Source organism: Streptomyces sp. NPDC107517 (assembly GCF_055582645.1).
This window is the reverse complement of sequence record NZ_JBVJPM010000008.1, coordinates 111728-125630: the sequence shown is the minus strand read 5'-3', so window position 1 is coordinate 125630 and position 13903 is coordinate 111728. Positions and strand designations below refer to the sequence as shown.

Here is a 13903-nt window from a genome sequence, read left to right as displayed (position 1 = left end):
CCGTCCGGATGACGGCCGAACCCCTTGGCATTACGGGGCGTTGGCGTTTCAGCCCGGTCACGTACAGCGACGGGTGTGACCCCGCAAGTCGCCCAACGGAACGCATCCGCGCACGTGCGATCCAATAGTCTTCGCACACTGCGACACTCCAGTCACGCTACGCTCACCAGGATTCCGGCTCGTTCGGTTCAATCCGGAATCAGCCCGGCAACGAAGAACAACCACGATCAGATCGGCAACCGAGCATCAGACAGGTAACTTGGGATCTTTGTCATCAGTCCGGCGCCAGGCGCACAAATCCCCAGTTCACGGCAGAACGGCACAAGGCGACGAATGCCCCAGCACACCTCCGGGTCTGACCGGGCTGCGGTTCCCCCCGCTGCCCGTGGCAGCGTGCGGCCTCCGGCTCCCTCGTCGCTCGAGGAGCTGTGGAGGTCGTACAAGACGACGGGCGACGGGCGATTGCGCGAGCAGCTCATCCTGCACTACTCGCCGCTGGTCAAGTACGTCGCGGGCCGCGTCAGCGTCGGGCTGCCGCCCAATGTCGAACAGGCCGACTTCGTGTCCTCGGGGGTCTTCGGACTGATCGACGCGATCGAGAAATTCGACATCGAGCGCGAGATCAAGTTCGAGACGTACGCGATCACCCGGATCCGCGGCGCCATGATCGACGAGCTCAGGGCGCTCGACTGGATCCCGCGCTCCGTGCGGCAGAAGGCGCGCAACGTCGAGCGGGCCTACGCCACGCTCGAGGCGCAGTTGCGGCGGACTCCGTCGGAGACCGAGGTGGCCGCGGAGCTCGGCATCAGGGTCGAGGAACTGCATGCGGTCTTCAGCCAGTTGTCCCTCGCCAACGTGGTGGCCCTGGAAGAGCTGCTGCACGCAGGTGGCGAGAGCGGCGACCGGCTCAGCCTGATGGACACGCTCGAGGACCACGCCGCCGACAACCCGGTCGAAGTGGCCGAGGACCGGGAGCTGCGGCGGTATCTGGCGCGAGCGATCAACACGCTGCCGGAGCGCGAGAAGACCGTCGTGACGCTCTACTACTACGAGGGCCTCACCCTCGCGGAGATCGGCAATGTGCTCGGCGTGACCGAGAGTCGCGTCAGCCAGATCCACACCAAGTCCGTCCTCCAGCTCCGCGCGAAGCTGGCCGGCTTCCGGCGCTGACGATGCGGAATCGTCCCTGCCGGGCCGTGCGTGGGGGCAGGACGACTCCCGCGGCGCGCCTCCCGTCCGTAAAGTGGTGACGTGCCAAGGATTCGAGCGGCCTCAGTGGCCGAGCACCGGTCGATGCAGCGCGGCGCCCTTCTGGACGCGGCGCGCTCCCTGTTGTCCGAGGGCGGGACGGAGGCGCTGACCTTCCCCGCGCTCGCCGAGCGCACCGGGCTCGCCCGGTCCTCCGTGTACGAGTACTTCCGGTCGCGGGCCGCGGTCGTCGAAGAGCTCTGCGAGGTCGACTTCCCCGTCTGGGCGGCGGACGTCTCCACGGCGATGGAGCGCGCCGGGACCCCCGAGGGCAAGGTCGAGGCGTATGTGCGGGAGCAGCTCTCGCTGGTGGGTGACCGCCGGCACCGCGCCGTCGTGGCCATCTCGGCGAGCGAACTCGACTCAGGGGCGCGCGAGAAGATCCGCGCCGCCCACGGCGGGCTGGTCGCGATGATCGTCGAGGCGCTCGCCGACATGGGCCACGCGGAACCGCGCCTCGCGGCGATGCTCCTTCAGGGGGTGGTGGACGCGGCGGTCCGGCGCATCGAACTGGGCGCGGCGGAAGACCCCTCGGCCATCACCGAAGCGGCCGTGAGCATGGCCCTGCGGGGCGTCAGCGGCTGATCCAGGGCGCGAGCCCCAGGGGCCGGCGGACCAGCGCAGGCGGGACCGGCCCCGGCACGGCACCCATCGCCGTACCGACGCCGGGCGTCGCCCCGCTCAGCAGCGGCGAGAAGGTCCTCGACGCGCCGGCCGGAACGGCACCTGTACGAACGGCCGACCGAACCGGCAACAGCGGGACCAGCAACGGCGGGTCGGCCCAGGGCGCGCCACCCGTCCCCGCCCCCGCGCCACCCGCCCCCGGCACCGGCAGCAGGCGCGACGGACACCGGCGCAACAGCCGGGGTGGCAGCAGGGACAGCGGGTCGAGGTAGGTGTCACCCCGTAGCAGGCCCCAGTGCAGGCAGGGCGTCGGGCCGCAATGGTCTGTCGCGGGTTCCAGTGCGCCCAGTACCTCGCCCGGTGCCACCCGGGCGCCCTTCTTCACCGATGGCGTCACCGGTTCGTACGTAGTCCGTAGGGGCGGATCGCCCGTTCCTGACAGTTCCACCGCCACCACCCCTCTGCCCGCCACGCGGCCCGCGAACGACACCCGGCCCCGCGCCACCGCTCTGACCGGGGCGCCGACCGGCGCGGCCAGGTCCACGCCGCGGTGGCCCGCCCCGTACTCCGTCGCCGGCGGGGCCCAGCCCCGTAGGATCGGGGGCCGCGTCCCCACCGGCCAGGCGGCGCCCACGGCCGGTACCGGCGGGGGCGGCACGAGGCCCGCCAGCGCCGCGGTCATCGTCAACATCAGCATCAGTCGCATGCACCGAACGGTCCCGTCCCGACGCGATCCGCGGGGATCATGGACCGGAACTGTGGACTACCGACCGGTTGTGGACAGCGACGTCACCCGGCACCTCGCGGGTCCCGTACACTTCTGATGGCGATCGGGGTCACCCGATCGACTTCGCACGCCCCAACACCAGGTCATTCGTGACGGTGTCCGCGCTCCTCGGTCCCTCGTGGCACAGCGCGCGGGGCGTCAGGCGCGACAGCAATCCTGCGGTCGCGGCAACCGAGAACCCAAGGAGTACGGCCATGGCCGTCGTCACGATGCGGGAGCTGCTGGAAAGCGGCGTCCACTTCGGTCACCAGACCCGTCGCTGGAACCCGAAGATGAAGCGCTTCATCTTCACCGAGCGCAACGGCATCTACATCATCGACCTGCTCCAGTCGCTGTCGTACATCGACCGCGCCTACGAGTTCGTCAAGGAGACCGTCGCCCACGGCGGCACGGTCATGTTCGTCGGTACGAAGAAGCAGGCGCAGGAGGCGATCGCCGAGCAGGCGACCCGCGTCGGCATGCCCTACGTCAACCAGCGCTGGCTGGGCGGCATGCTCACCAACTTCTCGACCGTCTACAAGCGTCTGCAGCGCCTCAAGGAGCTTGAGCAGATCGACTTCGAGGATGTGGCCGCGTCCGGCCTCACCAAGAAGGAGCTGCTCGTCCTCTCCCGCGAGAAGGCCAAGCTGGAGAAGACCCTCGGCGGTATCCGCGAGATGTCCAAGGTGCCCAGCGCCGTCTGGATCGTGGACACCAAGAAGGAGCACATCGCGGTCGGTGAGGCCCGGAAGCTCAACATCCCGGTCGTCGCCATCCTCGACACCAACTGCGACCCCGACGAGGTCGACTACAAGATCCCGGGCAACGACGACGCGATCCGCTCCGTCACCCTGCTCACCCGCGTGATCGCCGACGCCGTCGCCGAGGGCCTCATCGCCCGCTCCGGTGCCGCCACTGGCGACCAGAAGCCGGGCGAGAAGGCCGCGGGCGAGCCGCTCGCCGAGTGGGAGCGCGACCTGCTCGAGGGCGAGAAGAAGGCCGACGAGAAGCCGGCCGCCGAGGCTGAGGTCCAGACCTCCGCCGAGACCGAGAAGGTCGCCGACGCCGAGGCCGAGGTTGTCACCGAGGTCGCCACCGAGGCTCCGGCCGCGGACGCCGAGCAGGCCTGAACCTCACCGGTTCGGTAGTTGACGGCGGGGGCCGACTCGGCCCCCGCCGTCCACCCGTAGATCTTTCAGACTTCGAGAGAGAATTTCAGATCATGGCGAACTACACCGCCGCTGACGTCAAGAAGCTCCGCGAGCTCACGGGCGCCGGCATGATGGACTGCAAGAAGGCGCTCGACGAGGCCGACGGCAGCGTCGACAAGGCCGTCGAGGCCCTGCGCATCAAGGGCCAGAAGGGCGTCGCCAAGCGCGAGGGCCGCTCCGCCGAGAACGGCGCTGTCGTGTCCCTCATCGCCGACGACAACACCTCCGGTGTCATCCTCGAGCTGAAGTGCGAGACGGACTTCGTCGCCAAGGGTGAGAAGTTCCAGGCCGTCGCGAACTCCCTCGCCGCCCACGCCGCCAAGACGAACCCGGCCGACATCGCGGCGCTCCTCGCGTCCGAGATCGAGCCCGGCAAGACCGTCCAGGCGTACGTCGACGAGGCCAACGCCAACCTCGGCGAGAAGATCGTCCTCGACCGTTTCGCGCAGTTCTCCGGCGCCTACGTCACCGCGTACATGCACCGCACCATGCCCGACCTGCCCCCGCAGATCGGTGTTCTGGTCGAGCTGGACAAGGCCGACGCCGACCTCGCCAAGGGCATCGCGCAGCACATCGCCGCCTTCGCGCCGAAGTACCTCTCCCGTGAGGACGTTCCGGCCGAGGTCGTCGAGTCCGAGCGTCGCGTCGCCGAGGAGACCACGCGCGCCGAGGGCAAGCCCGAGGCCGCTCTCCCGAAGATCGTCGAGGGTCGCGTCAACGGCTTCTTCAAGGAGGCCACCCTCCTCGGCCAGCCGTACGCGCTGGACAACAAGAAGTCCGTGCAGAAGGTCCTGGACGAGGCCGGTGTCACCCTGAAGCGCTTCTCGCGCATCAAGGTCGGCATCTGAGTCCGTACCGCGACAGCCGGAAGACACCGCTAGGGTCGACGAGATCCCAGTAGGGTCGACAGCAGTCTCCCGCGTACGCCGCCACGCGCGTACGCGCCGGGCGACCGCAGATGTGACGAGGAGGCCATTGCCGAGTATGGGATGCGAACAACACCCCACCGGCAATGGCCTTCTTTGTATGTGTGCCAAGTAAAGAGGCGAGATCACCATGACCACCACCAAGGCCGACAAGGGCGACAAGAGCGACGACGGCAAAGGCGCGGGGCGCTTTTTGCTGAAGCTGTCCGGCGAGGCGTTCGCCGGTGGCGGGGGTCTGGGCGTCGACCCCGACGTGGTGCACAAGATCGCCCGTGAGATCGCGGCCGTCGTGCGCGACGGCGCGCAGATCGCCGTCGTCATCGGCGGCGGCAACTTCTTCCGCGGCGCCGAGCTCCAGCAGCGCGGCATGGACCGGGCCCGCTCCGACTACATGGGCATGCTCGGCACCGTCATGAACTGCCTCGCGCTCCAGGACTTCCTGGAGAAGGAGGGCATCGACAGCCGTGTGCAGACCGCCATCACCATGGGGCAGGTCGCCGAGCCGTACATCCCGCTGCGCGCCGTGCGCCACCTGGAGAAGGGCCGCGTCGTCATCTTCGGCGCCGGTATGGGCATGCCGTACTTCTCCACCGACACGACCGCCGCCCAGCGTGCCCTGGAGATCGACGCCGAGGCGCTGCTCATGGGCAAGAACGGGGTGGACGGGGTCTACGACTCCGACCCGAAGACCAACCCCGAGGCCGTGAAGTTCGACGCGCTCAGCTACGGCGAGGTCATCACCCGCGACCTCAAGGTCGCGGACATGACCGCGATCACCCTGTGCCGCGACAACAAGCTGCCCATCCTCGTCTTCGAACTGCTCGCCGAGGGCAATATCGCGCGAGCGGTCAAGGGTGAGAAGATCGGCACGCTCGTGGGCGACCACGGAACGCGGGCCTGACACGACCCCCGCCAGGGGATGGACAATGTCCTGCCGGTCGGACACCGTGCAGGAAAGACACACGACGCAGCCGGCCGCCCTGGGCGCATGCCGGGCCTCACTCAAGACACGCAGGAGCAAGTGGTGATCGAAGAGACCCTCCTCGAGGCCGAGGAGAAGATGGAGAAGGCCGTCGTGGTCGCCAAGGAGGACTTCGCCGCGATCCGCACCGGCCGTGCGCACCCGGCGATGTTCAACAAGATCGTGGCGGATTACTACGGTGCGCTGACCCCGATCAACCAGCTGGCCTCGTTCTCCGTGCCGGAGCCGCGGATGGCCGTGGTGACCCCGTTCGACAAGAGCGCGCTGCGCAACATCGAGCAGGCGATCCGCGACTCGGACCTCGGCGTCAACCCGAGCAACGACGGCAACATCATTCGTGTGACGTTCCCGGAGCTGACCCAGGACCGCCGCAAGGAGTACATCAAGGTCGCCAAGACCAAGGCCGAGGACTCCAAGATCTCGATCCGCTCCATCCGCCGCAAGGCCAAGGAGACGATCGACAAGTTGGTCAAGGACGGCGAGGTCGGCGAGGACGAGGGCCGCCGCGCCGAGAAGGAGCTCGACGACACCACCGCGAAGTACGTCGCCCAGGTGGACGAGCTGCTCAAGCACAAGGAAGCCGAGCTGCTCGAGGTCTGAGGAATTCCGTGAACGACTCTTCCTGGGGAGCGCCGACCGGAGCCGGGTACTGGGGGCTGCCCGACCAGGGGCCCTCCCAGGGGGCTTCCCCGGCGGGTCCCGCGTACGAACAGCATGCGGTTGAGGAGACTCGGCCCATGCCCATCGTGCCCGAAATGCCCGAGGTACCCGCCGGTGGTCGTGACCAGGACGGCGATCGGGGGGCTGCTCGGCCGAGCGGTCCCCTGTTCCGCGACGAGTCTCAGAGCGGAAGCCGGCACGAGGACCCTCGCGCGGGGCGGCACGAACCGCAGCACCAGACACAGCACGAACCGCAGCACCGCCCGCACCGCCCGACGCAGCACCAGACGCCGTATGTGACGCCGCACGAGGCGCAGCACGAGAGCCGGCAGGAGCCCATGCCTAGCGCCGCACAGCCCGCCCCCGCACCGCCGAAGAAGAGCGCGGGCCGTGACCTCGGGGCCGCCATAGGAGTCGGGGTGGGGCTCGGCGCGGTGATCGTCGCGTCGCTCTTCATCGTCAAGGCCGTGTTCATCGGCGTGATAGCGGTGGCCGTCGTCGTCGGGCTCTGGGAGCTCACCTCGCGGCTCGACGAGCGCAAGGGCATCAAGGCGCCCCTCGTGCCGCTCGCGATCGGCGGCGCGGCGATGGTCGTCGCCGGATACGTCCGTGGCACCGAGGGCGCCTGGGTGGCGATGGCGCTCACCGCGCTCGCGGTCCTGGTCTGGCGCATGACGGAGCCCCCCGAGGGCTACCTCAGGGACGTCACGGCCGGTGTCTTCGCAGCGTTCTACGTGCCGTTCCTCGCGACCTTCGTGGCGATGATGCTCACCGCGGACGACGGGCCGCGGCGCGTTCTGACGTTCCTGCTGCTGACGGTCGTCAGCGACACCGGCGCGTACGCGATCGGCTGGCGTTTCGGCAAGCACAAGCTCGCCCCGCGCATCAGCCCCGGCAAGACCCGCGAGGGGCTGGTCGGAGCGGTGACGTTCGCGATGGCCGCCGGCGCGCTGTGCATGCAGTTCCTGATCGACGGCGGTGCCTGGTGGCAGGGTCTCCTGCTCGGGCTCGCGGTCGCGGCCAGCGCCACGCTCGGCGACCTCGGCGAGTCGATGATCAAGCGCGACCTGGGCATCAAGGACATGGGCACGCTCCTTCCCGGGCACGGCGGGATCATGGACCGCCTCGACTCGCTGCTCCCGACGGCGCCGGTGGTCTGGCTGCTCCTGGTGATCTTCGTCGGAGCCGGCTGACCGGCCCGACCATCCCGGCTGACCTGCGCGGATTCAGGTGACGGGCTCGTTGTCCATGGGGCGGCGGGCCCGTTGTCGTATGTCTGCGCCACTGGAAGGGTCATGCCTCGGGCCGGAGAACTTGCGGTGATCCGACAGGGATCTGGCGGTGATCCGGCGGGGATCCGAAATGGCCCCCGACCTGCGCGTTCGGCGCTGACCGGGGGCTGTTTCTGCGCTACGGGGCCTGCCTCTGGGCGGTCGGGCTCACGCGGGGCGGCAGGAACAACTGGTCAATGGCCTTCGTCGTACGTTCATGGCTCGGCGGCATGAGGTGCGCGTGCGCCCGTGGCGTCAGTGCCGGGTCGGTGTGTCCGAGGCGCTGACTCACGGTCCGTGCCGCCCGGTCGGATGGTCGATCACGACGGGCCCTCCTCGCGTCGGGCCTGCCGCCGCAGTTCCACGCGCTCCGCGGGGCTGAGGGGGTAGGCCGCCAGTCGCACAGACAGGCGGTACAAGCGGCGTCGCAGTGCGGTGCGGCCCGGTTGCCCGGCGAGCCGTTCGTACGTAGCGGCCCACTCGCGCTGTGTGTTCAGAACGTCATCAGGGATGGGGTGGTCCATGGCTCAAATTAGAGCGCGTGTTCGATTTCTTGGGCAAGTGGACTCACCGGACTCCGGCGGGCCTGTGTGCCGTAGCCGGCCACTCGAGCCGTCCCTGTGGCGGAAGGCCGGAAGCCGGCCGGGGGCTAGGGGCCTCGTCCCGCCGGCGGCACGGTGACGGTGGATCTGCCGTTCGGTCACCGTCCACTGAGTCGGCCAGCAGCCCTCATGGTTCCGCCTCGCTGTGTGCGGGAGGCCTCAGGTGCGAGGTGGCCAGTAGCGCGCCAACTTGCGTGGCCACGAGCCACGAGCCGCGAGCCGCGAGCCGCGAGCCGCGAGCCGCGAGAGAGGAGAGCCCCGAGGCGAGAGGCCGGGCCTTCTGTGGGCCGCGGACGTCCGAGGGTGGCCTACGGCGGTCAGCGGCGGCCGGCGACGACCACCCCGCACTTCATGTGCCCCAGGTCACGCAAATGGATCTGCGACACTGGAGGAGATATGCCTAAGCCCGGAGAACTCACTTTCGTCGCCCCGCGCGGAGCCAAGAAGCCGCCGCGGCACCTCGCCGACCTCTCGCCCGCCGAGCGGAAGGAGGCCGTTGCCGCGATCGGTGAGAAGCCGTTCCGCGCCAAGCAGCTGTCGCAGCACTACTTCTCGCGGTTCGCGCACGACCCCGCGGAGTGGACCGACATCCCCGCCGGCTCGCGCGGCAAGCTGCAGGAGGCGCTGCTTCCGGAGCTGATGACGGTCGTCCGGCATCTGTCGACGGACCAGGACACCACCCGCAAGACCCTGTGGCGGCTCTTCGACGGCACGCTCGTCGAGTCCGTCCTGATGCGCTACCCGGACCGGGTCACCATGTGCATCAGCTCGCAGGCGGGCTGCGGAATGAACTGCCCGTTCTGCGCCACGGGACAGGCCGGCCTCGACCGGAACCTGTCGACGGGCGAGATCGTGCACCAGATCGTCGACGGCATGCGCGCGCTGCGCGACGGCGAGATCCCGGGCGGTCCGGCCCGCCTGAGCAACATCGTCTTCATGGGCATGGGCGAGCCCCTGGCCAACTACAAGCGGGTCGTCGGCGCCATCCGCGCGCTCACCGACCCCGAGCCCGACGGCGTCGGCCTCTCGCAGCGCGGGATCACCGTCTCGACCGTCGGTCTGGTCCCCGCCATGCACCGGTTCGCCGACGAGGGCTTCAAGTGCCGTCTCGCCGTCTCGCTGCACGCCCCCGACGACGAGCTGCGCGACACCCTCGTCCCGGTCAACACGCGCTGGAAGGTCCGCGAGGTCCTCGACGCGGCGTGGGAGTACTCGGAGAAGTCGGGCCGCCGCATCTCCATCGAGTACGCGCTCATCCGGGACATCAACGACCAGGCCTGGCGTGGTGACCGGCTCGGCCGCCTGCTCAAGGGCAAGCGCGTCCACGTCAACCTGATCCCGCTGAACCCGACGCCGGGCTCGAAGTGGACGGCCTCGCGCCCCGAGGACGAGAAGGCCTTCGTCGAGGCCATCGCGGCTCATGGCGTCCCGGTCACCGTCCGCGACACCCGTGGCCAGGAGATCGACGGGGCGTGCGGTCAGCTCGCCGCCACCGAGCGGTAACCTGACCGGCGTACTTACATCTTCATATTCCGACAGGGGAGCGCCACAGCGCTGAGAGTGCGGCATCGGCCGCAGACCCTCTGAACCTTGCCCAGGTCATTCTGGGTAGGAAGTTCGGTCATCACTCAAGCTGTTGTGCCCTGCCCGGAATCGTCCGCGATCCCGGGCAGGGCCGCGTCTCTTCCTGGTCACCCAGGAGGGAACTTAAGTGAGCACCACCATCAAGGCCACGGCCGTCGCCGTGGCGGCCGGTCTCGGACTCGTCACACTCTCCGCGTGCGGGGGATCCGGGTCCGGCAAGGACTCTGCGGACTCCAAGACCGTCACTCTCGTCAGCCACGACTCGTGGGCCGTCTCTAAGAGCGTGCTCAAGGACTTCGAGAAGAGCTCCGGCTACAAGGTCACGGTCCTGAAGGACGGTGACGCGGGCGAGGCCGTCAACAAGGCCATCCTGTCCAAGGACAATCCGCAGGGCGACGTCCTCTTCGGCGTCGACAACACGCTCCTGTCGCGAGCCCTCGGCAACGGTCTCTTCCAGCCGTACAAGGCCACGGGCCTGGACCGGGTCCGCCCCGAGTACCAGCTCGACGGGGACAAGCACCGCGTCACCCCGATCGACACCGGCGACATCTGCGTCAACTACGACAAGAAGTACTTCGCCGATCACAAGCTGACGCCGCCGGCCTCGTTCGACGACCTCGCGAAGCCCGCGTACAAGAACCTGCTCGTCACGGAGAACGTGTCGACGTCGTCGCCCGGCCTCGGCTTCCTGCTCGGCAGCGCCGCCCAGTACGGCGACGAGGGCTGGCAGGGTTACTGGAAGAAGCTCAAGGCCAACGGCGTGAAGGTCGTCGACGGCTGGGAGCAGGCGTACAACGAGGAGTTCTCGGGCTCCGCCGGCGGCCGGAAGGCGGGCGGTGACCGGCCGCTCGTCGTGTCGTACGCGTCGTCGCCGCCGGCCGAGGCGATCTACTCGGACCCGCAGCCGAAGACCGCCCCGACCGGGGTCGCGACCGGCACCTGCTTCCGCCAGACCGAGTTCGCCGGCCTGCTGAGCAACGCGAAGAACGAGAAGGGCGGCAAGGCGCTCCTCGACTTCTTGATCACGAAGGAGTTCCAGCAGGACATGCCGCTGAACATGTTCGTGGACCCGGTGACGAAGGACGCAGCCCTGCCCGCCGACTACGCGAAGTACGACGTCAAGGTCGACGCCCCGAAGACCATGGCGCCGAAGAAGATCGCCGACAACCGTGACGCCTGGGTCAAGTCGTGGACCTCACTCGTACTGAAGTGACGCCGCCCGCGGGGCCTGCGGTGGAGAAACCGGTAAAGCCCCCGGCAAAGACCTCGGTGAAGTCCTCGGTGAAGTCCCTCGAGGGGCGCGGGCGCGCGGTGCGGCTCGGCCTGATGGCCGTGCCCGTCGCGTTCTTCGTGCTGTTCTTCGCCTATCCGGTCGCGGCGATCGTCTCCCGCGGCCTGAAGGCGGGCGGCCACTGGCAGGTGGGGCGGATCGCCGATGTGCTGGGGCAGCCCGACATCCGGCATGTCCTGTGGTTCACGACCTGGCAGGCGCTCGCGTCGACGGCGCTCACGCTGCTGATCGCGCTCCCCGGCGCGTACGTCTTCGCGCGCTTCGAGTTCAGGGGCAAGCAGGTCCTGAAGGCCGCCGTCACGGTGCCGTTCGTGCTGCCGACCGTCGTCGTCGGCACGGCGTTCCTGGCGCTGCTCGGCCGCGGCGGGCTGCTCGACAGCCTGTGGGGCGTACGCCTCGACACCACCGTGTGGGCCATCCTGCTCGCCCATGTCTTCTTCAACTACGCCGTGGTCGTCCGCACCGTCGGCGGACTGTGGTCGCAGCTCGACCCGCGGCAGGAGGAGGCCGCGCGGATGCTGGGCGCCTCCCGCTGGACGGCCTGGCGGAAGGTGACGCTGCCCGCGCTCGGACCGGCCGTCGCGGCCGCCGCGCTGATGGTCTTCCTCTTCACGTTCACGTCGTTCGGCGTGGTCCAGATCCTCGGCGGGCCGACCTTCTCCACCCTCGAAGTGGAGATCTACCGGCAGACCGCGCAGATCTTCGACCTCTCCACGGCGGCCGTCCTCACGATCGTGCAGTTCGCCGCCGTCGGGATCATCCTCGCCGTGCACGCCTGGAGCGTGCGCCGCCGGGAGAGCGCGCTGCGTCTCGTCGACGTGGCGCACACCGCGCGGCGCCCGCGCGGCGCGAGCCAGTGGGCGCTGCTCGCCGGGGTGGTCGCCACGGTCGCGGTGCTGGTCCTGCTGCCGCTCGGCGTGCTCATCCAGCGCTCGTTCGACGGTCCCGACGGCTTCGGGTTCGCCTACTACAGGGCACTGACCTCGTCCGACAGCGGCGTGTTCCTGGTGCCGCCGATCGAGGCCGTCGGGAACTCCCTCATGTACGCGCTCGCCGCGACCGCCGTCGCCGTCGTGATCGGCGGCCTCGCCGCCGCGGCCCTGACGCTCCCCCACTCTCGGCTCCGCTCGAGCGGGGGGACCCCCATGGCCGGCCGTCTCGTGCGGGGCTTCGACGCGCTCCTCATGCTGCCGCTCGGCGTCTCGGCCGTCACCGTCGGCTTCGGATTTCTGATCACGCTGGACAAGCCGCCCCTCGACCTGCGCGGCGCGTGGATCCTGGTGCCGCTGGCCCAGGCCCTCGTCGGGGTGCCCTTCGTCGTCCGCACCATGCTGCCGGTCCTGCGCGCGGTCGACGGGCGGCTGCGCGAGGCCGCCGCCGTCCTCGGCGCCTCGCCGCTGCGGGCCTGGCGCGAGGTCGATCTGCCGATGGTGCGCAGGGCGCTGCTGATCGCGGCCGGGTTCGCGTTCGCCGTGTCGCTCGGCGAGTTCGGGGCGACCGTGTTCATCGCCCGCCCGGACAACCCGACCCTGCCCGTCGCCGTGGCCCGGCTCCTCGGGCGCGCCGGTGACCTCAACTACGGCCAGGCGATGGCCCTTTCGACGATTCTCATGGTGGTGTGCGCGGTGTCGCTGCTGCTGCTCGAACGCATCCGCACGGACCGTACGACGGGGGAGTTCTGATGGCCCTGCTGACTCTGGACGACGCGACCGTACGCTTCGGTGGCCCGTCCGAAACGGCGCATGCGGCGCTCGACCGGGTCGGTCTGAAGGTCGCCGAGCACGAGATCGTGTGCGTGCTCGGCCCCAGCGGCAGCGGCAAGTCGACGCTGCTGCGGGTCGTGGCCGGGCTCCAGGGGCTCGACGGAGGCCGCGTGTTCCTCGACGGCCGCGATCAGGCGGGCGTGCCCGCGCACCGGCGGGGCGTCGGCCTCATGTTCCAGGACCACCAGCTGTTCCCGCAGCGTGACGTGGGCGGCAACGTCGCCTTCGGGCTGCGGATGCACGGCGCCTCCCGCGCCGAACAGCAGGATCGTGTAGGGGAGTTGCTGGAGCTCGTCGGGCTGCCCGGAGCCGGGCGGCGTGCCGTCGCCTCGCTGTCCGGCGGCGAGCAGCAGCGCGTCGCTCTCGCCAGGGCGCTCGCTCCCCGCCCTCGTCTGCTCATGCTCGACGAGCCGCTCGGTCAGCTCGACCGCTCGCTGCGGGAGCGCCTGGTCGTCGAACTCAGGGAACTCTTCGGCGAGTTGGGTACGACCGTGCTCGCCGTGACGCACGACCAGGGCGAGGCCTTCGCGCTCGCCGATCGCGTCGTGGTGATGCGTGACGGACGGATCGCCCAGTCCGGTACACCACTTGAGGTGTGGCAGCACCCTGCCGACGAGTTCGTGGCGCGCTTCCTCGGCTTCGACAACGTGGTCGAGGCCACGGTCGCCGGCGAGGCCGCGGACACGCCGTGGGGCAAGGTCCCCGTCCCCGCGGGCTCCCCGCAGGGCCCGGGCCGGATTCTGGTCAGGCCCGCGGGTGTACGCCTTGTACCCGCCGCCGAGGCCCAGTTGACGTGCACGGTCACCGCGCGCACCTTCCGCGGCACGCATGTCGCCGTGCACCTCCAGGCCGGGCAGGCACCCCGCCTCGAAGCGGCCTGCGCGCTGCGGGACGCGCCGGACCCGGGGGGCGAGGTCGGGGTGGCGTTCGACGCGGGCGAAATCGTGGTGCTGGACGGCGCGTCCGCCGCATAGG

11 protein-coding genes and 1 pseudogene are annotated in these 13903 nt (G+C 69.7%); 11 read left to right on the top strand and 1 reads right to left on the bottom strand.

The window, feature by feature from the left end:
* The first annotated feature begins 333 nt into the window (after positions 1-333).
* A complete protein-coding gene (gene whiG / locus ACZ67T_RS20190) occupies positions 334-1170 on the top strand; it encodes an RNA polymerase sigma factor WhiG (RefSeq protein WP_469985679.1) in 837 nt (278 codons plus the stop codon).
* Between the two features lie 105 nt (positions 1171-1275).
* Positions 1276-1833, top strand: a complete 558-nt coding sequence (locus ACZ67T_RS20185; RefSeq protein ID WP_469985933.1) for a TetR/AcrR family transcriptional regulator — start codon at positions 1276-1278, stop codon at positions 1831-1833.
* A gap of 235 nt (positions 1834-2068) precedes the next feature.
* Here the strand turns inward: ACZ67T_RS20185 and ACZ67T_RS20180 are convergent.
* A pseudogene (locus ACZ67T_RS20180) lies at positions 2069-2569 on the bottom strand (M23 family metallopeptidase); the annotation flags it as partial.
* A gap of 284 nt (positions 2570-2853) precedes the next feature.
* Here ACZ67T_RS20180 and rpsB point away from each other — a divergent pair.
* The 9 genes from rpsB to ACZ67T_RS20135 all read left to right on the top strand — a co-directional run bounded on the left by rpsB (position 2854) and on the right by ACZ67T_RS20135 (position 13902).
* Entirely contained in the window at positions 2854-3768 is a 915-nt protein-coding gene (gene rpsB, locus ACZ67T_RS20175; RefSeq protein ID WP_469985677.1) for a 30S ribosomal protein S2, read from the top strand.
* 92 nt (positions 3769-3860) lie between these two features.
* The gene (tsf, locus tag ACZ67T_RS20170; RefSeq protein ID WP_100595085.1) at positions 3861-4697 is read left to right on the top strand and encodes a translation elongation factor Ts; all 837 of its coding nucleotides are present in this window, start codon (positions 3861-3863) and stop codon (positions 4695-4697) included.
* 208 nt (positions 4698-4905) lie between these two features.
* Positions 4906-5676 carry a UMP kinase gene (gene pyrH / locus ACZ67T_RS20165; RefSeq protein WP_100595086.1) on the top strand — a complete coding sequence of 257 codons (771 nt, stop codon included), beginning with the start codon at positions 4906-4908 and terminating at the stop codon, positions 5674-5676.
* Positions 5677-5799: 123 nt separating this feature from the next.
* Positions 5800-6357, top strand: a complete 558-nt coding sequence (gene frr, locus ACZ67T_RS20160) for a ribosome recycling factor (protein WP_093780078.1) — start codon at positions 5800-5802, stop codon at positions 6355-6357.
* Positions 6358-6365: 8 nt separating this feature from the next.
* Entirely contained in the window at positions 6366-7610 is a 1245-nt protein-coding gene (locus ACZ67T_RS20155) for a phosphatidate cytidylyltransferase (RefSeq protein ID WP_469985675.1), read from the top strand.
* Positions 7611-8686: 1076 nt separating this feature from the next.
* Complete coding sequence (rlmN, locus tag ACZ67T_RS20150) at positions 8687-9793, top strand: dual-specificity RNA methyltransferase RlmN (RefSeq protein ID WP_453656120.1); 1107 nt, start codon at positions 8687-8689, stop codon at positions 9791-9793.
* 208 nt (positions 9794-10001) lie between these two features.
* Positions 10002-11087, top strand: a complete 1086-nt coding sequence (locus ACZ67T_RS20145) for a thiamine ABC transporter substrate-binding protein (RefSeq protein ID WP_469985674.1) — start codon at positions 10002-10004, stop codon at positions 11085-11087.
* Positions 11088-11200: 113 nt separating this feature from the next.
* Positions 11201-12847, top strand: coding sequence for an ABC transporter permease (locus tag ACZ67T_RS20140; RefSeq protein ID WP_469985931.1), 1647 nt, complete (start codon positions 11201-11203; stop codon positions 12845-12847).
* Positions 12847-13902, top strand: a complete 1056-nt coding sequence (locus ACZ67T_RS20135; protein ID WP_469985673.1) for an ABC transporter ATP-binding protein — start codon at positions 12847-12849, stop codon at positions 13900-13902. The genes ACZ67T_RS20140 and ACZ67T_RS20135 overlap by 1 nt, the downstream gene beginning before the upstream one ends.
* Position 13903: the final 1 nt, after the last annotated feature.